Source organism: Paenibacillus sp. FSL L8-0435 (assembly GCF_037965655.1).
Classification (GTDB): domain Bacteria; phylum Bacillota; class Bacilli; order Paenibacillales; family Paenibacillaceae; genus Paenibacillus.
This window is the reverse complement of record NZ_CP150185.1, coordinates 6534345-6556406: the sequence shown is the minus strand read 5'-3', so window position 1 is coordinate 6556406 and position 22062 is coordinate 6534345. Positions and strand designations below refer to the sequence as shown.

Below are 22062 nucleotides of genomic sequence, written 5' to 3'. Positions count from 1 at the left end.
ATGAATGGCTCAACATTTGGCAGGTGTGCGTGTAGCATTGACAGGACCACGAAAATCGAAAGAAATGTCCGTACTGGTTGAAAAAATGGGTGGAATCCCGCTTGTGCGACCGGCACAGGGGACCGTATTTCTGGATGACCGGAGTATCAGGGACGGGCTGGTATCCTGGATCTCAGACCCGCCAGACTGGGCGGTATTAACTACGGGTATGGGATTGGATGCGTTGTTTGAAATGGCTGAGGATATGGAAGTGGCAGGCCAATTGTTGGATGTATTATCGGAATCCTCAATTGCGGCAAGGGGATACAAGACGGTGAATGCGCTCAAAAAGCGCAAGTTAACACCACTGGTACGAGATGATGACGGTAGCACGGACGGGCTCATTCGAGAATTCGCCCCACATGATCTCGCAGGGAAAAAGGTGATGTTGCAGCTTCATGGGGAGACAGCTCCCAAACTTGTCGTATGGTTGGAAGAACAAGGCGCACTCGTCAGACAAGTGCTTCCTTACCGCCATGTACCGCCAGAAGAGACAGAGCTGGAACAGTTACTGAATGAAATTCTAAATTTCGAAGTAGATGCTGTTGCGTTCACAAGTGGACCGCAGGTCAGATTTCTGACCCAATATGCAGCCTCCCAGGACAAGCTTGAGCCTATGCTTGCAGCCTTCAGACAAGGTTTAATTCCTGCGTCTGTAGGTAAAGTTACAGCAAACTCCATGCGTGAAGAAGGCATTGAGGCACTGGTCATTCCGGAGGAAGAGAAGATGGGAGCACTCATCGTGGAGCTCGGACGTTACTTTGCAGCAGGGCGTGCGGCCAAGATTAGAGATTAGTGGCCTGCTTTTAGATCAGTTCGACAAAAAGCTTTTGGCGTCGCTTCATGAATAAAGAGTGTGCATTAAGCTTAACCGCATCGCTATATGATGCGGTTTTGTTTAGATTATAGAATTTATACATTACAACTAAAACACCAATGTACATCCTTGATAGTGCTTCGATCAGAAGCTTTTCTTATCTCGAAGAAAAGGTGGAAATGACGATGACCATTGCAGATCGTAACGCCAGGCCCCGACTGATCATTGCAGGCACCGGGAGTGGTGCAGGAAAAACGACAGTAACCTTGGGGCTGATGAGAGCACTCGCTCAGCGTGGCTTGAGTGTACAAGGGTTCAAGTGCGGCCCGGATTATATTGATCCGACATATCATACCGCAGTCACGGGCAGACCGTCACGTAATCTGGATGCATGGATGACATCGCCTGAGTATGTGAGAGATACGTTCGAGAAGGCATCGGCAGGACATGATATATCCATTATCGAAGGCGTTATGGGCCTCTACGATGGCAAAGATCCGCTTAGCAATACAGGCTCAACTGCAGAGATTGCTCTGGTCACGCAGACCCCTGTGATCCTGGTCGTGGATGTACGCAGCATGGCTCGCAGTGCGGCCGCGATTGTACTGGGTTTTCAACATTTGGAGCCTGAATTAAATATTGCGGGAGTGATCGTTAACCGGTGTGGAAGTGCAGGTCATTACACCATTGTGAAAAAAGCCATTGAGCAGATGTGCGGCATTCCGGTGGTTGGCTGGCTGCAGCGGGACGAGGACATGTCCATCCCTGAGAGACATCTGGGACTGGTGCCTGCCATTGAGCGCGGTGAACTGGAGCCATTATTCCAACGTGCAGCCGATGTGTTAATGGAAGGCACTGATCTGGATCTTCTGCTGGAGCTGGCAGCAAGCGCCCCGCCGCTTCAACAAGAAAAAGGGAGTCTTGCCGCTACTACCCACGCGGATTCGGCTAATGCTGAATCAGGCTCGAATTACGATTCGCAATTCGATTCAGTGATCCACGTTAATAATCGACATGTATCATATGCGGTGCAGCCTGTCATTGCCGTTGCGCGTGATGCGGCATTTAATTTCTATTATCCCGATAATCTGGAATTGCTCGAAGCAGCCGGGGCCCGATTACAATACTTCAGCCCGCTCGCTGGTGAAGGTATTCCAATGGATGTGGATGGCGTCTATTTGGGCGGCGGGTTTCCAGAGGAGTTTGCAGCAGAGATTGCCGGTAACCAGGGGTTCTTGGAAGGACTTCGACAGGCAGCACAATCCAACATGCCCTTATTCGCAGAGTGTGGCGGCTACATGGTGCTCGGGGAAACGTTGACCGATCGGGAGGGTGTTACTTTCGAGATGGCGGGCATTATCCCCGCACAGGTGCTGATGCAGAAGAAGCGAGCTGCACTTGGTTACCGTGAAGCGAGTGCGGTTCAGGATTCCTTTTTGCTGAAAAAGGGTGAAGTACTTCGGGGTCATGAATTTCATTACTCCACAATGACCTATCGTGAAGAAGGAATGATTCCTTATGCGTATGAGACCAAGGGGTTGCGTGGCTTGAAGCAAGAAGGGTATGCCGCAGGCAACATCGTGGCGGGGTACACGCACGTTCATCTGGGCTCTTACCCGGCAGCCGCTCGAAGATGGGTGGAACATTGTCTAGCCTATCGGCAGGAGCGATATATGCAGAGATAATAGCAGCTTTTTATAGCTCAAATAGATAGCTGAATTCAATAAGCAAAATGGCTCTAATCTCGCTTTTGCCTCCTGAGTCTTTGGTCGTGAAGTTGGCGATCCCATTCTGAATTAAAGGTTTTTAGATGAATATGTGGAATGAATAAAAGACAGAATCATTATGCGAGGGAGGGACATCATGATGAGAACCGTATGTGTAACGGGAGCTGCTCGGGGATTGGGATTGGCTTTGACGGCACAGATGCTGAAGAGAGGGTATCTCGTGTATGCGGCCGGTCTGGACGTGGAGGATTCCGAGGGGATTCGTATGCTTGCAGAAGGATATCCTGACCATCTGCGCGCCATCGAACTGGATATCGCGGACGACCTGTCGGTAGCTTTGTTCACGGAGACGTTGAAGCTGGATACGAATCATTTGGATATGCTGATCAATAATGCGGCTATACTAGGGAGTATTACGGATCATATCCGCGGGCCGTTGAATATGGCGGAGATGGCTGAAGTATTTAATGTGAACACCTTAGGCACACTGCGTGTGACTCATTCGCTGTTGCCCCTCCTTCTTCAAGGACAGGTCAAGCTGATTGTTGATATCTCTTCCGAGGCTGGAAGTATAGAGCAATGCAGTCGGGATGGGTGGTATGCCTATTGTATGTCCAAAGCTGCTTTGAACATGCAGGCCCGTCTTGTGCACAATGGTCTGAAGGATGAAGGCGGACAAGTGATGCTTGTGCATCCCGGTTGGGTACAGAGTTATATGAGGGGCGAATTGGATGTTTCTGCGGATCTCACGCCCGAGCAATCTGCACAGCATATCGCAGTACTTATCGACCGCCATGAACAGTTTAAAGGAGATCAACCCGCATATGTGGACTACAAGGGCGAGAAGCTCCCCTGGTAGTTGATGGATACAGTGAGGTGAACAAGAAAGGAGATTGATTGAATGGATCATCGTAAAAAAGCATTACTACTTGGCGATTATACACATCCGGATTGGCACCCGCTTCAAGGTGTGGATGCGGAGATTAGCCGAATTTTCCATGATACTATGACTGTGCAGTGCAGTGAGAATCGGAATATGCTGCTGCAAGAAAATATAACCGGGTTTGATGTATGTATCTCATACATGGACGATTGGAAGGGGAAAGTCTCTCCACAGCAGACAGCAGGTTTGTTGTCCTATGTAAGTAATGGAGGTGGACTGGTCATTATACATAACGGCATTTCGCTCCAAAATCGTTATGAGCTCAAACAGATGATCGGTGCCAAGTTCCTGCATCATCCGGCATATGCACCGCTTGAATTTACTGTAACGGCGGAAAGCCATCCCGTGACGGAGGGCATTTCGAATTTCACAATGGAAGAAGAGCCGTATCAGTTCGAATTTGGTTCTTTTGCTGAAACGAAAATATTGCTGGAATATCAATCCGAAGATGGACCAAAACCTGCGGTTTGGGCTCATCGATATGGTGTTGGACGTATTGTGTATCTGATGCCGGGTCACCATGTGCCGTCTTTTGCACACGAAACGTACCGTAAATTACTTCTGCAAGCAGGCAAATGGGCTGCACGTTACGTCTAATCGGACACGCAACTTTGCATGCAGAGTATAAGGGGTATAATATAGAGATCAACGAAGAGGAGGATGACAAAAATGAGCGATTTGTTCAAAAAGGCGATCTCGTTAGGGCTTGGTCTTACTGTTGTAAGCAAAGAAAAGATTGAGAAAACCGTGGATGATTTGGTCAAGCGCGGGGAACTTGCGCCCGGTGAATCCAAAGCTTTGGTTGAACGTCTGCTGGAACGGGGCGATGAAGAGCAGGGTCAGTTCAAGAGAATGATTCAGGAGCAGGTCAAGCGAGTGCTTCAGGAAGCTGGTGTGGCATCCGAAAGTGATGTAACCAGTCTGGAACAGCGCGTTGCTGTCCTGGAGAAAAAACTTGCCGAACTGGGCCAATCACCACAGCTCCACCCTGATGAATCCCCGGCTCCACTTGAAGTTCCTCCTCCTCTCAAAGGAAACGAGATCGAGTAGATGGCAGTGCGAATCAAACATGTCGGCAGATACCGTGAAATTGCCATGGCGCTAGTGCGTCATGGCTTCGGTTATATGGTCGAGGAGCTGGGTTTGTTCCAGCTGTTGGCTCTGCCCAGACGGTGGATGTCGCGTGAAGCACACACCACCAAAACGTTGAGTGAACGCATCAGGCTTGTGCTGCAGGAGCTGGGGCCAGCTTTCGTCAAGCTGGGGCAACTCGCAAGTACAAGGGCAGATCTATTGCCTGAGTCTGTCATTCGTGAATTGGTGAAGTTGCAGGATCAGGTCCCGCCTTTCTCTTCCGAGACGGCACGGGGTATTTTGGAACAGGAATTGGATACACCGCTGGAGGAGATCTTTTCCCGGTTCGAGGATACCCCTGTAGCTGCGGCCAGCATTGGACAGGTGCATCTGGGCAAACTTCGAAGCGGTGAGTCGGTAGCCATCAAGATTCAGCGGCCGGGTATATCGCGTATTGTGCAGCGTGACCTGGATATTTTGCGTGAACTGACAGCCATGGCGGAGAAGCGGTGGGACTGGGTAAAACAATATCAGATTCCGCAAATGGTCGAAGAATATGCTCAGGCCCTGATGGCCGAGCTGGATTATACGGTCGAAGGCCGCAATACGGAAAAGATTGCACAGCAATACCAACAGGACAACAAGGTGAAAATCCCGGCAATTTACTGGGATCAGACTTCATCCCGTGTACTCACGATGGAGTATATCGAAGGTATCAAACTCAATGATCGTGAAGAACTGGTTAGACGCGGTCATGATCTGAATAACATTGCCGAGCGGCTGGTGGATTCATTATTGAATCAGATTTTTATTCAGGGTTTCTTTCACGCTGATCCACATCCGGGCAATCTGATGGTATTGAAGGATGGACGTCTTGCCTTTATAGACTTCGGTATGGTGGGCAGTCTGAGTGATGAGATGAAACAGCAGCTTGCTTCGCTTATTATTGGGTTAATGCGCAAAGATACGGACAGTATGATCCGGGCAATTGAGAAATTGGGCATGATGCCAGATGACATGGACCTGCGTGGGCTTCATGTGGATTTGGACAAGTTGCGTACCAAATATTATGATATTCCTTTTTCCAAGATTAGTGTGGGTCAGGCGCTAAATGACTTGTTCGGCGTAGCCCAGAGGCACCGGGTTGTCATGCCTGCCGATATTCTGCTGCTCGGTAAATCGTTGCTAACAATGGAAGGTGTCATCGAACATCTCGATCCTTCCCTGAGCATCGTAGATATGGCCGAGCCCTTTGGGCGGAAGCTGATCAAGGAACGTTTTAGCGCAGGAAGAATAAAGAATCGGTTGTTCCGCAGTGCGGCTGATATGGCCGAAAGTGTCATTGGTCTGCCAGGGCAGTTAAGGCAATTATCATCCATTATTAGCAAAGGCAAGTTGAGGCTGGAGATCAGTGTCCCTGAACTGGATGCACTCATGCGCAGAATGGACCAAATCAGTAATCGGCTGTCTTTCAGTATTGTGTTACTCGCTTTTTGTATCATCATGGTTGGTTTGATTATTGGTTCGTCGATCAGTCATCAGTCCACGATGCTGTGGGATATTCCGGTCATTGAGATTGGTTTCCTGGTGGCGATTCTGATGGTGGCTTTCCTGCTCTATTCGATATTCAAATCGGGAAGGTTCTAGCACTAGCATGACATTACAGAATACCCGCAAAGAGACTTTCTCCAAAGGTCTTTGCGGGTTATTTTTTGTGAATAGAGAATTGGTGAGTAAATTATAGAAATATTAAGATAATAGAAGAAAAGGTTCTGTTTTTTCGCCTTAACTGTATTAGTACATATCCAGTCCTGTGACTATAATAATAGGTCAGTACATTAACGGACCCGGTTTTTCTGAGAGGGGAAAACCTATGATATCAGGATCAGCTCCTGATGTCGCACGAGTAAGACAACTGAGGGCAGTAATGGAATATCAGCGGTACACACTGGAACGGAAAAGACATGAGTGCTCATGAACCCGTCAAGGTTATACGGATGGGGAAGAATGGTGCAGCTCAGGCAAGAGCATAGACGAATGATGCGGAGCGGGATCCGTTGTTTTGTGCTGTCCTGGGTAGTTGGTTAGTGTGAACGTCTTCCGTTACTCTTCAGTAAGATTGTCCATTCTGAGGAATACACGTAGGAGGAACGGCAAGAACATATGAATACTTTAAAACAACAATGGTTTGGCAACATTCGCGGAGACGTGCTGGCAGGCATTACGGTAGCGCTGGCGTTAATTCCGGAAGCCATTGCGTTCTCCATCATTGCGGGTGTTGATCCGATGGTCGGGTTGTATGCTTCGATTACAATTGCAATTGTGATCTCGATAGCTGGTGGAAGACCAGGCATGATCTCGGCGGCAACAGGTGCCATGGCGGTACTGATGGTTGGACTCGTCAAGGATTATGGCGTGGAATACCTTTTTGCAGCAACGATATTAACAGGAATTATTCAGTTTCTACTGGGCATATTTAAGGTTGGACGGTTTATTACGTTTGTGCCTCATTCTGTTCTGACCGGATTCGTGAATGCACTGGCTATACTGATCTTTATGGCGCAGTTAACCCACTTCACGGGAGCGAATTGGATTATGTATGCGATGGTGGCGGGCACGCTGGCGATCGTTTATATTTTGCCACGGTTTTTCAAAGGCGTTCCAGCTCCACTGATTGCGATTATCGTGATGACGATTATTACCGTGGTGTTCCATCTGGACGTAAGAACAGTAGGCAATATGGGGAATATAACGAGCACTCTGCCGATGTTCCACTTGCCAAATATTGCATGGACTTGGGACACGCTGATGATTCTTTTGCCTTATTCATTCACCATGGCACTGGTTGGTTTGCTGGAATCCCTGCTGACTGCAACCATCGTGGATGAGATGACCGAGACCAAGAGCAGCAAGAACCGTGAGGTGCGTGGTCAGGGTATCGCGAATTTTGTGAACGGTTTGTTTGGCGGCATGGGCGGCTGTGCGATGATTGGGCAGTCGGTCATTAATGTGAAGTCTGGCGGACGTGGAAGATTGTCCACGTTTACTGCGGGTGCGTTTCTCGCGATCCTGTTGTTGCTTTTTAGCGGCGTGGTGAAACAGGTGCCGATGGGTGCGCTCGTCGGTGTAATGTTTATGGTGTGTATCGGAACATTCGACTGGAGTTCCATTAAAAATATTGCTCGTGTGCCTCGGGCGGAAGCCTTTGTCATGATCGTGACGGTGGCAATTGTGGTCTATACCCACGATCTGTCGATCGGGGTCATGGTAGGCGTTGTGCTCAGTGTGTTGCATTTTGGCTGGAAACAGACCAAGATTCGTGTTCAGGCGAGCCAGGAGCAAGGGCAGAAAGTATATCGGGTTCATGGACCGTTCTTCTTCGGTTCTTCGTCCCGGTTTGTGGACGAGTTCGATGCAGAAGCTGATCCGAAGGAAATCACGATTGATTTCGGAGGTTCACATATCTGGGACAATACTGCGGTTGTGGCTATTGGCAAAGTGAAGTTCAAATACGCGAAGCTGGGCAAAACTGTGCACCTGCGCGGGTTGAACGAAGAGAGCACTCGCATTCTTGAACGGAGTGGATTTGCCACAGCTGGAGGGCACGGCTCGTAACTTGGTTGCAACGAAGTAAACAACGAATAGATAACATAAAAAGATGCATTTTAATCAGCGGCGCACTTTTTCCGGATTTAATCGGGGAGAGGGCGTCGCTGTTTTTTATTAGAGCCTGAGGCATGCTAGGTCATTTCCACATCATCAGCAACCTGAAGGCAGATCTAGAGTCACTTGGTTGATACAAGTCACGCTGATCTCGAGATTTTATGCTACAAGTTAGGGTGTAACGCTGTATCCCCTTTTGTTTTGCTTGACTAACGTGTAAACTACAGGGTATGGAGAAGAAGAGCAACGAGTGGATTGCTTTTTAAAAAATTCATTTCATAAACATGATTGATATAAGGAAAACTAGTCTTGATGGCAGATACTGATACTAAGGTCATTATGAAATGGACTTATCTAAATGAATATACAGAGGTGTAACGATTGGCAAACTTTGAACAACTGGGCATTCGCCCGGAATGGTGCGAGATCCTGAAACATCAGGGCATCGCCGTGCCGACTCCGGTACAGGAGCGTTCGATTCCGGTACTGCTGGGTGGACGCGATATTATCGCCGAGGCACAGACAGGAACAGGGAAAACGCTGGCATTTTTGCTGCCGATTATTCAGAAAATTAACGTATCGGACCGTTCGCCACAAGCGTTGATTATTGCGCCTACGCGTGAGCTTGCGCTGCAAATTACGGAAGAAGCGAAGAAACTCACGGCAAACGACGATAAACTGCACGTGCTTGCCGTATACGGCGGGCAGGATGTGGACAAGCAACTGCGTAAATTGCAGAACGGTACCCAGATCGTTATTGGTACACCAGGTCGTCTCCTGGATCACCTGCGCCGTGGCACGTTGAAGCTTGATAATGTGAAGAAACTGGTGCTGGATGAAGCCGACCAAATGTTGCACATGGGCTTCCTGGACGATGTGGAAACGATTCTTAGTGAGCTTCCACACAAACGTCAGACCATGCTGTTCTCAGCAACAATGCCGAAGGGCATTCGCAACCTGGCGAAGACCTACATGAAAGATCCGGAAGATGTAAAAGTATCTTCCCAATCTGTTATTCCGATCAAACAAATTCGCCAGCAAGTGCTGGAATGCACGGATCGTGGTAAATTAGAAGCACTTCGCGGCATGATTGATACGTATCGCCCATACTTGGCGATTATTTTCTGTCGGACCAAGCGTCGTGCATCCAAGCTGAACCAAGATCTGCGTGAAGCAGGTTATGCAAGTGATGAACTTCATGGAGATCTGTCCCAATCCAAGCGTGAGAACGTCATGAAAGCGTTCCGCGATGCCAAACTGCAAGTGCTGGTTGCTACAGATGTAGCTGCACGTGGACTTGATGTTGAAGGCGTTACGCATGTATTTAACTACGATATGCCGCATGATGCGGAAAGTTATATTCACCGGATTGGTCGTACGGGCCGTGCAGGCGGTACAGGTCTTGCTGTAACGTTTGCAACAGAGCACGACAGACCGGAACTAGCACGTATTGAACAAGGGATCGACCAGAAGCTGTCCCGTATCCAGTGGACAAGCGAAGGTCCAATTGCTTCAACTGGAGCAGCTAGACGTTCCATCAACAGTCAAGGGGATGACGAACGTTCAGGCGGACGCTCTTCCGGAACTGGTAGTGCCCGTCGCGGTGCAGGCCGTAACGATCGCAGAGATGGCGGACGTGGGGGGCGTGGTTCCCGCGGCGGCGAAGGTGGACGCAGTGAAGGTGGCCGCAGTGGTGGTCGTAGCGCTGGCCGCAGCAGCGACAGCAGTCGTGGTGCAGCGGGTCAAGGTGGACGCGGTGCAGGTCGCAGTGGCGACGAGCGCAGCGCAGGTCGTGGTTCCGCGCGCAGCAGCGACAGCAGTCGCGGAGCAGCGGGCCAAGGCGGACGCGGTGCAGCTAGCAGCGGCTGGGCTGGCCGTAGCGCCGACAAGCGCAGCTCCGGGCGCAGCAGCGAAGGCTCTCGCCGTCCGGAATCCGCAGGACGCGGACCGGCAAAGGGCGACCGTCGCGATTCCCGTCGCGGACGGTAAAGCCTTGGCGCAAGCGGCGATGCAGCCGCAATTGCGCAGGCACCATGCCATGCCACAGGGTTTGGCATGGCACATATGAGAGGGTTCGGGTACAGATGTACCGAACCCTCAGATCAAGGGTCGCGACGGAACCACGTCGCGGCCCTTTTTCAACAGGGCAGATGATCATTTTCGCTTATTCTTTTTGTCATCTGTGAGTGCCTGTTTGTGCGCCTGCTTGATCCATGGAAGATGCCATTTAGGTATTCCCCATCTAGTTTTTCTTTCTGTCCGTGTACTGCGCATAGCACTTGGCAAACTTCCATAAAATTCAAAACACCTCATCCTAGACCTAAGGATGGGGTGTTTTTGGATTAATTCTTATATCATTAGAATCATAACCTTCGATCTGTGGTGCTGACGCGCATGCAGGGATGGATGAAATTGCATTCGTCTATATACAGGGAATGAGTTTGCACTAAACTACGTTTTTCTTTCTCAATATATCATCCCTACAGCTGAACATCTGCGTATTGATCCCGATATTTCTCGTTATACACCCGGCCTACTGACTCCGCCAGTCCCCCGCGTGCCTTGCTCGGATAGCGTTCAATCGTGTGATAAAGTCTCATGAATCGATCCTTGGGCATAAAGCGGGCGTAGCGGGTAATAAGACTAGGGAATAACTCAATATATTTGCTCTTGCGCACGGCAGCAGCAGCTACGGCTGTAAGAATCTGAATACCATTGTGGAGCTGTAAAATGTTCACTTCATAGGTTGCGATATAACGAATCGCATCTTCCCGGATCAAATCCGGCTTAAGTCGTGCGATCTCACCGATATATTCAGCCAGTAGCCGCTCGAAGCTGCGTAACAGCAAGGGCTTGAGCTGCAGATCCATATCACTGCGCAGTACAAAGGATTGTAACAGCGCAACCTGTTGCAGTCGAATCCGGTCATTGTAGACGAGTGAGCCGATCTCGCGGAGCATCTCATAGGCAAGTGCTTCATCCTGCTTTCGAGCTTCAGCGACCAGAGCCCAGTTGCGGTTAATACCCTGGCGGATGAGTTCCTCATCCTGTTGCAACGTGCGCTTCAACTCGCGCTGCTGCTGTACCTCGAACGAACGTTTCTGCATGAAAATCAGTAAGGCCAGAAGCAGCAGGGAAACGCTGGCTGCCGCCATGGTCTGATCTATGGTTTCACCAAAATAGGTGGCAGCAGCACCGAACAATATCGTAATGAACAGGTCGCGTGCAATTCGACGTTTCACACGGGAAGTTGCCTTCGCTTGAACGGAATTCAGGGTACCCCGGCCACAGGCCGTGCACTCCTCTTCCCACAGGCAGGTATACTGTCCACAACGGGTGCAGACTTGCAACTTTTCATAGGCATAGGTCGTTCGTTGAAATGGTCGTATGGATACAACTAGTTTAGTACTCATGCTCAATCACGCTCACCATTCAGAATAGTGTAGAGGGTACGATCCGTGTCTTCCCGGGAGACCGGTTTCCGCCGATGAAGCTGGAGTGCAAAACCCTTTATCATGACAAAAAGAAACAATATGGCGAGGCATCCGTATGTAACCATAATCCGTTCCCTTCTATAGCTTGATAATCAAGCGCTGTTATATTGCAGTTTGCTGGCAATAACTATATCATATTTCCATAGTTGGTACTTTTGTGCCAGTTACAGGCGTGAAATCGTCGATTATTGTCAGTCATTACAAAACTGTAACTCAAGATAGGGGTGCTTTTCAGAATTTATTAGCAGACTGTTAAGATTTCCTTAAGGCTTGACGCCTATAATAAACTATTCCCATTTTAATCTCAAACGTGAAGGAGTACACCCAATGCTGCGGACACGCAAAATACGCTGGCTCAGCGGAACGATGGTTCTGCTGGCAATTCTAACGCTACTGCTACCTCAAGCGTTGCTGCCACAAGCTGCAGCGGCTCAGGCACAGACAAGCGGAATCGATGCGGTACTTGTAGCCGATGTAAGTAACTCGATGAATACAAGTGACCGTGACAAGATTAGTAATGAGGCCATGAAAATGTTTGTTGATATGCTGCCGGTCCAGGGGGACAAGGTAGGAATTGTTGCATATACCGATCAGGTGGAGCGGGAAAAGGCTATGCTGGAGATTCAGTCCGATGCGGACAAGAGTAGCCTGAAGGATTTTATTGATCAACTCGGCCGAGGCCCATATACCGATGTCTCAGTTGGTGTCGCTGAAGCCGTAAACATACTGAATCATGGTGCAGACCCATCCCACTCGCCGATGATCGTGCTGCTGGCGGATGGCAACAATGACTTTAACAAAACCAAAGGCCGTACACAGGCACAATCCGACGCTGATCTGGCGAAAGCCGTGAAGGAAGCACAGGATCAAGGTATTCCGGTGTATACGATTGGACTGAACGCGGATGGCAAGCTGAACAAGAATGCACTCGCAGACCTGGCTCAGCAGACCGGAGGCAAGTCATTCATTACCGATACGCCGGATGATCTGCCACAGATTCTGAGTGAGATCTTCGCCGATCATGCCAAACTGAATGTGGTGAAGCTGCCCTCTGTAACGGGAAACGGCAGTTATCAGGAAGTTACCGTGAATGTGCCGAATGACAGTGTATTGGAAGCAAATATTTCGATCATGTCTTCGAAGCCGGTGGAAGTGCAATTGACGGACCCTTCCGGACAAGCCGTGGACCTGAATTCGGATGCAGCCAAGCTCTCGACGTCGAAGAGTTATTCACTCGTGAAGCTGTTGAAACCCCAAGAGGGAGACTGGAAACTTCGGGTAAAAGGGGCTCCGAAAGACAGCATCGATATCAACCTGTTGTTCAACTATGATCTTCAGCTCGTTGTGGACCCAATTAAGACCAAGTCCTATACCAAAGGGGACAAGGTTGATCTTGCAGCCAAACTGGAGAATGGCGGTCAGCCGCTTCAGGATAATGACCTGTATACGGATATGAAGGCCACGCTGGTTGTGAAAGATGTGGATACAGGCAAAAGTGAAGAACAACCGCTGGAAAACACAGGTTCTGGTTTTGCCGGAACGTTTGAAGTACCGGACAATCATAACTATGAATTGGTCATCCGTGCGGAAGAAGACAGCTTCTACCGTGAAAGTGCGCCAATTACGATCAACGCGAGCGGAGCAGCCGGAAGTGGAACACAACCGACAACATCAGGCGGTGAACAGGATAAGCCGTTTCCTTGGTTACCTGTTATTCTGGGTGTTATAGCTCTAATTGTGGTCGGTGTGGGTGCATGGTTCCTGATGGGCTGGCTGAAACGCAAAAACCGTGGATTTGTAGGTCAGATGGTTGTGGAGATTCGTGATGAGAACACAGGCGACAAGTCCTATCCACAATATAAAAAGCTGGTATCCTTCCGCGGCAGATTCCATCTGCATCAGTTGTTGCAACTGGACCCTGAGCTGAAGGAAACCGAGAAATATGTATTTACGCCCAGCAATGGGGATCGAATTATAATCCGTAACACCGCTGGCGGTACGCTGGAGAAATCCGGTCGTGCAGTCGATGCAAGCTCAGGCGTTGAACTGAAGAACGGTGACCGACTGAGCATCCCGCTGCAACAGGCGGACAAAACCATTTTAATTGAGTATCTGGTGTGAAAGATTATAGCTAAGTGAATGTAAGCTATATAAGTTGAACTAATCCATTTACACGAGAACGCAGAGGACAGAAAAAAGCTGGAGAAGCGAAGCGTTCGCCTTTATACCCAGATGTTCACCTTTGGAAAATAGAATCAAAAAATCTGGGTATAACAGCGATCGGAAGGTTGTTCTGTCAACGGAGTGGCAAGTGTAAATATTCTTTAGTTTGAATTATATAGATTGAAGCATACGTGCGTTAATCTAAGGAGGACATGGAATGAAACCGATTGTTAGAGAACATATTCAGCAACTGGATGTATCACTTGGCGGAGGTATTGTCAGTGAGAAGATCAGAGTTGATACGATTGATAACCCCATTCTGATTATTGGTCTGGGAGGAACGGGAATTGATGCGCTGCTGCGTCTCAAATATCAGATCAACCGTCGTTTCAAGCTGCCACAAGACCCAGTATCCAAGAAAAAAATGGATAAGCCGGACAATGTGGAGTTTCTGGCTTTTGAGACAAACGAACAGGATCGTGCCAAAAAGTATAAAGGGATCGGACTTGATCCGATCAATGAATTCGTGCTGCTGTCCAATGCCGAGATTGGCGGACTTCTTCAGAACCGCAGTGTACTAGAGCCGTACATTACGGACTGGCTGTCTCCGGAACTGAGCATCACGGACGGCATGAACGGCGCCGCAGGGGTGCGTCAGGCTGGACGTCTGCTCCTGTTCACCAAGATTAATCAGGTCGTACAGGCCATCGATAAAAAGATCAAAACCTTATCTGTAGGCACCAACAAAAAACTGATGGTGTTCCTGCTGACAGGTCTGTCCGGCGGTACAGGCAGCGGTTGCTTCCTCGATATTTCCTATATCGTGCGCGGTATTATCGAACGTGATCACGGCTCAGCCGGGATTGACCGCGTGAATACGCTGGGCTATCTGTTCACGCCAGACGTGAACCTGTCCAACAAAAGCTTGAGCGAACACACTCGCGAATATATTCGCAAGAACGGATATGCTGCGCTCAAAGAGCTGGATTATTGGATGAACGTGGATAGCCGCGGTGAGCGGTTTACACAGAAGTACGGCAATATTTTAACAGTTAACTCACCACTGCCACCATTTAACCTGTGTCACCTGATCTCTGCGACGAATACCGAGGGCAAATTGCTGGAGAACGCCTATGATTACTGCATGAACGTCACTGCCGAGAACATTACCAACTTCATGGCAAGTGAGGAGAAGCAGTCGGGTGAGGAGTTTGCGATCCATGACTATATCAGCAACATCCGGACCAACATTGCACAGATGAACAAGGTGTACCCGGCGAACTATGATTACAACATCATCGGTGCATCTTCGGCTGTACTGCCGATTGAAGAGATGACAACGTATCTGGCTTACCGGATGTTCGACAAAATGAACACCATGTTCTCCAAAGCACCAAACCAGGAGGATACCGAGAAGTTTGCCCGCAAGCTGGGCATTGATCTCGAAAGTGTGGTCAAGTCTTTTGAAGCCCGCGTGCCAGAGCCGCTGCCTGGTTATCAGAACAGCGAGCGTTTATCCTATGGCAACGTGGTGAAATCACAAGTTGTGAATATGGACACCGAACTGGAGCAGAACTTCCTGGCCCGTGCCCGTGAAGAATATATCAAGGCGAAGAAACAACTGCCGGGTGAGATTGCGGGTCAGTTCACCGAACAGATCCGGCGTATGTTTTTGCATCCCGAACAAGGTCCGTTCTATGTCTCTCGTCTGATTTATACGGAAAAAGGTTTCTGTGTACTGAAGATGATTCAGTCGTACATCGAAACGCTGCGTGAGAATGCCTTCCGCATTCCGCGTGATATTGAAGCAGCTCAGGAGCAGTCCGAAGAGAAGCTGGGCGATGCAAAGAGTGCTTTTGTCTCCAAAGAGAAGAAAAAGAATGCTTATATTGAAGCAAAAATTCATGAGTACTGGCTGCACGCCGACGTGGAACGCAACGATCAGATGATCGAGTTCTATGAAGATCTGTATGAGTTGCTGAACCAGGAGAACAGCCGCATTTATAACGTATTTACCGAAACGCTGAACGCCCTTAGCTCGATATTCGCCAAGAACGGTGACCTGCTGACACGCGGCGAAGAACAAGCCGATCACAAAGGCAACAAAACATATTATTGGAACGTTGTAAGTGTACCGGATATCGTCAGTGTAGTGGACAGGCTGTTGGACAAGCGAGATACGGATGATCTGATCCGTGACTTCTCTCGTGAATTGCTGGAAAACTCCAGCCAGTGGGTGAAAGAAAACGAGATTGATATCGTCAGCTCCATCTCCGACTTCCTAAGTGAGAAATTCGGTGATCTGATTACCCGTTCCATGGAAGATTTCCTGGTGATCAAGTACGGTCAGGATGAGTCAGTAGAGAAATTCGTGGAACGTTTCATTGCTGGCAAGCTGGATGATGAGGCTGTTCCAGTGTTCAATCTGAGCAACAGTACAGGCAGTCTGCATTTCCCTTCATGGGGATTTGTATCGGTACCTGCACAGGCGCCGGGCATTCTGAAAGGGATTCGCAATTATCAGAACAATGCCGTGGGCAAGTCTCATTTTACCGTTAAGGAAAGTGAAGTACGTAACCGGATTTTCTGGCTGAATACCCGCAACGGGGTACCACTCTTTGTGTATACACCGCTTAAGGTATATGAGGAAAGTTATGAACGTACCATTTTGGACAAAGAAGGCATTGGTCGTCACTTGGTGCAAACGGAGAAAAACAACTGGACCTATCTGCCGTCTCCGATTCCGGAGAAATCATGGGGAGATGTGTACGAGAACGCCCGCGTGAAGCAGTATAACGCCCGTGTGCGTAGCGAATTCGAGCAGGCGCTCGGATACAACATTGTGACAGCCAAATCCATCGATGAGAATACAAGCAACCGGTATGCGATTGTGACAACAGAAGCGTTTGATTTGTCTGCCAAACTGGGAGCCTACGACATGCGTCTGACGTCCACCACGCCGAACCTCGGCGAAGTGAAGCGGGCGGTGATCGAGCTGAAACGTCTGCAATCCGAAGGGTTGCCTCGTGTGGGAGTTAAGGATATTTTCGGCAGTATTAATGAAGATATGGCTAAAGAAAACCTGGTACGCTCCCCGCAGCTGATCGCACGTGTACGTGAGGAACTGGCGAAGATGAATGCCATCTCGGCCAAAGTCGCGGAACTCGAAGGCATTCTTGCCCAGTACCAGGATGAAGAGCAGTGGTATGACCGCTTCATCGAAGCGTTATATACCGACACCATCGTCAAAAAAGGCGCGCTCTACGTCTATGACCGTGACCCGGAAGAAGACGCATGGGAGCCATTCGCAAACCTGATGAAGAGCCGTAACTTTGCCGAGTATGAAGTGTTTGGCAACTTCCGCGGTCTGGCTGAGAAGGATCGCAGTACATTGCTGCGCAAAGCCTCCCGCCGCGATAACGATCTAACCGCTTCAGAGGATATCACCCCACTGCTGACGAAGCTGGATGATCTGGCTGCGCTGTTCATGGAATCGCGCGATCGTCTCGAATACGAGCGGGTAGAACTGGCTAACGGAGAAGACATCTATCAGTTCTACAGAACGATGTCGTCCAAGCTGAACGACATTCGCAGAAGGCTGAAGTAAGATGGCGGCTGGGATGGAGTTCAATTCGAACAATACCCTGAAGCGTGATCTGGAGAAGTATGCAGCACAGTATGCAATAGAGCAGGAGCGTCAAGGCAGCCTGGGTGATGGACGCAGCAGTATCCATTACCCGGCCTTGTTTCTGTTCGTGGGTGATCAGGTTGCACCTGCCGTGTCTGCCGTGAGGGAGATTAACCGGTTGAAATGGGATAATGGAGACGGTGTGGTCTACGTTCAGATTGGGACAGAAGATCAGGAAGCAGATCCGGGTGAAACGAGGAACGATAGCTCATCCGGTGACGACGGACAGGTAACTCTGCACCGCTTGCCATTGTCCACTGGGCAGAAGGAGCGACCTTCCAAAACACGGCGTAAGGATGTGCACCGCAATTTCCATGAATCGGATCAGGCGCTCTACGATCTGAATCGTACGCTTCGGCGGGTCAGTAACCGAATTGCCGAATATGGACGGTTATACTCGTCATTTGATCGGATTTACGTTACGGTGGTAACCAGAGCGGATGATCCGCTGAATGTATTGTTGCCAGAGCTCACCAAGCTGACGGAGACCATTTTGTCCCAAGCCTTCAAGTCGGTGCAGACGGATCTGCATGTATTGGTCAGTGAGATGGAGCAGGTGGATTCCTTCGGGTATGCCAGCGCAGCAGGTCTTGCTTTTCTGCGGGAACTGGATTATATGCAGTCCTTGGACTACACGTTCAGCGGTAAACTGCTGGTGACGGAGGATGGGATCTCCATTCCGGTTACACATCCCGCGTCACCGTTGTTTGATCTGGTATATCTGTTGTCCGACAAAAATGAGCGTGGAACCGGCGTTCCCGGTGGCTGGATCGAAAATGCCGAGATCATCTGCCGCATCTGCCTGCTGAAGAACAGGAAGCAGGATGTGGATCACTCGGGTAGCGTTTCAAGCACGGGAGCGAACACGTACAACAATACATCCTTTAAAAACAATATTCGTACTACCTCTGATCAGCATGGTTATGCAAGTGCGGGTTTTGCCGAGATCAGGCGGCCAAACAAGCCGATTGCCCTGACGGTGTTATATCACCTGTATCGGTATCTGCTCGCACGCATGCGGCAAGAGCCGGATTGGAGCATTAAGGACAAGCTCGCATTCTTTGGACTGGACGCGGCTTCGGTGGAACGCAAAGTCGAAGGCTTGCTGCCCAATGAAGATCTGGTTAGTGGCATGAGTGGCATCATGACGCATAACGTCAGTTTCTCTGATCTGAAGCCGCTCTCCCTACGTGAAGCGGAGAGAGCGTTGTTTGGACAAGGAGCTGATGCGTACTTCCGCGATAACGTTGTCCGTCTTGTCGAAGAGCGTGTGCGCGAGCGCAGCTCTAACGGTTCCCTGCGCCGTCAGGCTGAACATTCCCGCGCGGAGCATCCAGAGGTTGGTTACTTCCAGTGGGCGGCCTGGAGTGACAGTGAGCCTGGTAGTGTACGTGAAGCGCTGCTCGGACTGATTCGGGATAAATCGATGCAGCTTGAATCGGCACGTGCTCTGCTGGAGCAACGTCAGCAAGAGCGAGTGGAAGATCAGTCGTTCAAACGAGCGTTGTTCCGTGATAAACAGAATGTACGCAATCTGATTGACTGCATGCTGGAGCGAGTGTATGTACAAAAGGTAGAATTACTGCGACTGGAAAATGAATTACATCTGCTGCGCATCTACGATACGGAGATGGAAGAACTTCATCGTTTTAGTCGCCACGTCACAGCAACACTTGAAGCGCTGGAACGCACACTGCGAGAGACAGCTGCCCAAAGTATCGCCGCTGCGGATGAATACATCGGCCAGAACGTGATGGAGTACTACGGCAAAGTGACGGAAGAGCTAATCATTGACCTGGAAGCCAAACGCGGACGGGATGTATGGTTTGAGGACCGTTACATGGGAGACATGAACCGGCTTGCCACAGAAGGCGATGATCGTCTGCTGAAACGGTTGATGGAGGTATGTCACTCGTTGCTGCTTACAGCCGAGCCATTGCGATTGCCATTTGAAGAAGAACTGTTGCAGCGTGCTAACGTTACGATTGCCTACGGAGATAAAGACGTATTAACCCGGGATGATCTGTTCCGCAGGTTGTACCACACGCTGGAGGATCAGGCGGTTGTTCGGGTACGGGTATTCGATTATACGCAGGAACATCGGTATGAAGAAAAGTACTTCTTTGGCGACCATCATAGTGCTTTCATGGACTATGCGGCACATGCCGAAGAGACGTCACGCATCTACAAGTTGGGTGTGGTGTACGAAGAACGCAGCAGTGGTGTGGAGAAACTGAATCTGATGGGAGGTTTCCATCTGGAGGATCTCATGGTGTATCGGAACGGCAAGGTATATTATGACTCGTACACGGAGAATGGTTATGAACTTCACCCCGCAGGTCTGGTGGAAAAGTTGTCACCCATTCGTTAAGAAGTCTGGTGGTGTCCTACACCCAGCACCAATCTTGTATTAACTCAGCCTGTTTAAGGCTGGTTTGGAAAGGATGCATGCACACATGCAGCGAAAAATTAATCTTCTCCTGGTCCTATTCAGCCTGATTGGCGGGGCAGTGGGCTTTGCGGCAGGAGAAATCATGCTGCGTCAATGGCTTGGGGAGATGCCACGTCTGTTGCTGATGGGATTATACTTTGGCGTACTGGCGCTGAGCGTTGGATTGTTCTGTTTGATCGCAGAGATGATCTCACCCAAGCTGAATGGCGCTTCATGGAAGCTCCGGTATCTGGGACTGTCGTGGAAATTGCTTGTTCCGGCAACACTGGCTCTGTTATTTGTTGTTGGACTCGCCCTGCAATTGTTGTATCAGATCAATCCGGGCGGTGTGAAGCAAGTGAAGGACATCGTACTGATGATCGATAACTCGGGCAGCATGAGCGAGACAGATCCGGATAACGGACGTTTTGAAGCCGCCAAGACACTAATCAGCCAGATGGAGAGTGACAAACAGGTAGCTGTCATTACGTTTGATGACCAACCGCAGTTGTTACAGCCGTTTATTGCGCTGGATAGTGAAGCGGCCAAGAATGAGGTTTATAGCAAAATCGATGGCATTGTCACGACTTCGGGCGGCACCAATTTTGATGCCGTGCTGCGGGAAGGCATGGAGCAGATTCAGGGCAAACAGGACCCGAAACGCGGTACAGTTGTCATCTTGTTATCCGATGGCTTCAGTGAAGCGGACACGACCGATATTTTGTCCCAATATAACAACGAACAGATTGCTATTAATACAGTCGGCCTTAGTCTGGTAGACCCTTCGGGTACGGATTTGTTGCGTAACATTGCCCAGCAAACGGGTGGCATGTACTATGATGTACCGGATTCCGGTGGTCTGAATCTGGCATTCCAGCAGATCTACGATACGATTGATGAACGGACGCTGGTAACGGAGCGTACAGGCATGATGGAGCATAGCGTTTATCTGGCGATTTTCCGTGTAGCAGCAGTGTTACTGATTGGAGTAGTCCTGGGTGTATCACTTGGACTGGTGTTTGATAACCGTCATCTCGCGCTCAGCTTTGGTATAGGCGGTGCGGTGTCGGGTCTACTGGCAGGGCTTCTGCTGGAGTGGGGACTCGACGGTTCGAACGTGGGTGATACATTTGTACGACTCGGTGCGATGCTCATTTTGTCTGGCGTATTGACCCTCTTCTCCTGGATTGTTCCGATTAAGGAGAACACGCCGCGGAAGAGCCGAGGTCGTCGTGAAGCTGGCGGCGGAACTTCTTCTGCCGAAGGGTTTGGTCAGAGACCAAGAGATACACGCAGCAAAGGATTCTAACGTCGGGAGGTCAATGGAAATGCGGTTTACGGATGCAGACCCTTCGACACCCTTGATTCGAAAACTGACACTTGCGGTGGATGAAGGGCGTTGTACACTTCGCTGGCTCTGGCCGGAACGGGTAGAAGCTGTGTATGTGGAACGGCTGGAGCTGGATATGATGAGCGATGATCGTACCGGGGAAGAACCTGCACAGGGCAAGCTGAAGCTGTACACGAGAGAAGAATATAAGGCGAGCAATGGTTACACGGATCGGATCACAGGTTTTGGTGCCATCAAGTACACCGTGTATGTGTGTCAGATGGAGGAAGAGGGTCCTGTACTGATCCGTCAACGAGACGAGGACAACATGGTAATTGCAAGCGCAGGGAAGGCGGACATCCGCTTTTCCATTCGCTACAAGAGCGGTTTTTTTCAGAAACGAAAAAGTGTATTGATCACCGTCACAGCGGAAGTACCTGTTCCCAAGGAAGCCCTCTGTTATGTTCGCAAACAGGGCGGGGTTCCGCTGAATAAGGAAGATGGTACGGTGTATCCTTTTGTGAGTGATTTTGCTCCCGGAAGAAATGAGATGCCGCCCGTTGAAGTTGCCAAGGATGATTATGTGCGATTATTCTTCACGGACGGACCGAAATATGGAGCCGCCTATCGGCTTATATCAGACTAGATAGTTGGACTAGCGATGGGAAGGTTACTCTGTCATCGTAGTGCAAG

Annotated in this window: 14 protein-coding genes; 13 read left to right on the top strand and 1 reads right to left on the bottom strand. The window is 49.7% G+C overall.

What is annotated here, in order from left to right:
* Positions 1-4: 4 nt before the first annotated feature.
* The 8 genes from NST33_RS28960 to NST33_RS28925 all read left to right on the top strand — a co-directional run bounded on the left by NST33_RS28960 (position 5) and on the right by NST33_RS28925 (position 10252).
* Positions 5-835, top strand: a complete 831-nt coding sequence (locus tag NST33_RS28960) for a uroporphyrinogen-III synthase (RefSeq protein ID WP_339306007.1) — start codon at positions 5-7, stop codon at positions 833-835.
* Between the two features lie 206 nt (positions 836-1041).
* The gene (locus NST33_RS28955) at positions 1042-2541 is read left to right on the top strand and encodes a cobyrinate a,c-diamide synthase (RefSeq protein WP_339306005.1); all 1500 of its coding nucleotides are present in this window, start codon (positions 1042-1044) and stop codon (positions 2539-2541) included.
* A gap of 178 nt (positions 2542-2719) precedes the next feature.
* Positions 2720-3442, top strand: a complete 723-nt coding sequence (locus NST33_RS28950) for an SDR family oxidoreductase (protein WP_260633050.1) — start codon at positions 2720-2722, stop codon at positions 3440-3442.
* Between the two features lie 42 nt (positions 3443-3484).
* On the top strand, positions 3485-4123 hold the full coding sequence (locus NST33_RS28945; RefSeq protein ID WP_074092596.1) for a ThuA domain-containing protein: 639 nt from the start codon (positions 3485-3487) through the stop codon (positions 4121-4123).
* A gap of 72 nt (positions 4124-4195) precedes the next feature.
* Positions 4196-4576 carry a phasin family protein gene (locus NST33_RS28940; protein ID WP_076209724.1) on the top strand — a complete coding sequence of 127 codons (381 nt, stop codon included), beginning with the start codon at positions 4196-4198 and terminating at the stop codon, positions 4574-4576.
* Positions 4577-6247, top strand: a complete 1671-nt coding sequence (locus tag NST33_RS28935; RefSeq protein WP_221825539.1) for an AarF/ABC1/UbiB kinase family protein — start codon at positions 4577-4579, stop codon at positions 6245-6247.
* A gap of 516 nt (positions 6248-6763) precedes the next feature.
* Positions 6764-8215 carry a SulP family inorganic anion transporter gene (locus NST33_RS28930; protein ID WP_221825538.1) on the top strand — a complete coding sequence of 484 codons (1452 nt, stop codon included), beginning with the start codon at positions 6764-6766 and terminating at the stop codon, positions 8213-8215.
* 429 nt (positions 8216-8644) lie between these two features.
* Complete coding sequence (locus tag NST33_RS28925; protein WP_221825537.1) at positions 8645-10252, top strand: DEAD/DEAH box helicase; 1608 nt, start codon at positions 8645-8647, stop codon at positions 10250-10252.
* A gap of 491 nt (positions 10253-10743) precedes the next feature.
* Here NST33_RS28925 and NST33_RS28920 read toward each other — a convergent pair whose 3' ends face one another.
* Entirely contained in the window at positions 10744-11676 is a 933-nt protein-coding gene (locus tag NST33_RS28920; protein ID WP_221825536.1) for a hypothetical protein, read from the bottom strand.
* 408 nt (positions 11677-12084) lie between these two features.
* Between NST33_RS28920 and NST33_RS28915 the strand changes: the two genes are divergently transcribed.
* The 5 genes from NST33_RS28915 (at position 12085) to NST33_RS28895 (ending at position 22015) form a co-directional block, all read left to right on the top strand.
* Complete coding sequence (locus tag NST33_RS28915) at positions 12085-13878, top strand: VWA domain-containing protein (protein ID WP_339306000.1); 1794 nt, start codon at positions 12085-12087, stop codon at positions 13876-13878.
* Between the two features lie 259 nt (positions 13879-14137).
* Positions 14138-17527 carry a tubulin-like doman-containing protein gene (locus tag NST33_RS28910; protein WP_339305998.1) on the top strand — a complete coding sequence of 1130 codons (3390 nt, stop codon included), beginning with the start codon at positions 14138-14140 and terminating at the stop codon, positions 17525-17527.
* 1 nt (position 17528) lies between these two features.
* Positions 17529-19979, top strand: coding sequence for a transcription initiation factor TFIID (locus NST33_RS28905; protein WP_339305996.1), 2451 nt, complete (start codon positions 17529-17531; stop codon positions 19977-19979).
* An 85-nt stretch (positions 19980-20064) separates the two neighbouring features.
* The gene (locus NST33_RS28900; protein WP_339305994.1) at positions 20065-21348 is read left to right on the top strand and encodes a vWA domain-containing protein; all 1284 of its coding nucleotides are present in this window, start codon (positions 20065-20067) and stop codon (positions 21346-21348) included.
* 19 nt (positions 21349-21367) lie between these two features.
* Positions 21368-22015 carry a beta-mannanase gene (locus NST33_RS28895; RefSeq protein WP_076209731.1) on the top strand — a complete coding sequence of 216 codons (648 nt, stop codon included), beginning with the start codon at positions 21368-21370 and terminating at the stop codon, positions 22013-22015.
* The last annotated feature ends 47 nt before the right edge of the window (positions 22016-22062 follow it).

Bases quoted from the DNA above. Each gene is read 5' to 3' on its own strand.
- NST33_RS28960 (WP_339306007.1), top strand. From the start codon at position 5: ATGGCTCAACATTTGGCAGGTGTGCGTGTAGCATTGACAGGACCACGA.
- NST33_RS28955 (WP_339306005.1), top strand. From the start codon at position 1,042: ATGACCATTGCAGATCGTAACGCCAGGCCCCGACTGATCATTGCAGGC.
- NST33_RS28950 (WP_260633050.1), top strand. From the start codon at position 2,720: ATGATGAGAACCGTATGTGTAACGGGAGCTGCTCGGGGATTGGGATTG.
- NST33_RS28945 (WP_074092596.1), top strand. From the start codon at position 3,485: ATGGATCATCGTAAAAAAGCATTACTACTTGGCGATTATACACATCCG.
- NST33_RS28940 (WP_076209724.1), top strand. From the start codon at position 4,196: ATGAGCGATTTGTTCAAAAAGGCGATCTCGTTAGGGCTTGGTCTTACT.
- NST33_RS28935 (WP_221825539.1), top strand. From the start codon at position 4,577: ATGGCAGTGCGAATCAAACATGTCGGCAGATACCGTGAAATTGCCATG.
- NST33_RS28930 (WP_221825538.1), top strand. From the start codon at position 6,764: ATGAATACTTTAAAACAACAATGGTTTGGCAACATTCGCGGAGACGTG.
- NST33_RS28920 (WP_221825536.1), bottom strand. From the start codon at position 11,676: ATGAGTACTAAACTAGTTGTATCCATACGACCATTTCAACGAACGACC.
- NST33_RS28915 (WP_339306000.1), top strand. From the start codon at position 12,085: ATGCTGCGGACACGCAAAATACGCTGGCTCAGCGGAACGATGGTTCTG.
- NST33_RS28910 (WP_339305998.1), top strand. From the start codon at position 14,138: ATGAAACCGATTGTTAGAGAACATATTCAGCAACTGGATGTATCACTT.
- NST33_RS28905 (WP_339305996.1), top strand. From the start codon at position 17,529: ATGGCGGCTGGGATGGAGTTCAATTCGAACAATACCCTGAAGCGTGAT.
- NST33_RS28900 (WP_339305994.1), top strand. From the start codon at position 20,065: ATGCAGCGAAAAATTAATCTTCTCCTGGTCCTATTCAGCCTGATTGGC.
- NST33_RS28895 (WP_076209731.1), top strand. From the start codon at position 21,368: ATGCGGTTTACGGATGCAGACCCTTCGACACCCTTGATTCGAAAACTG.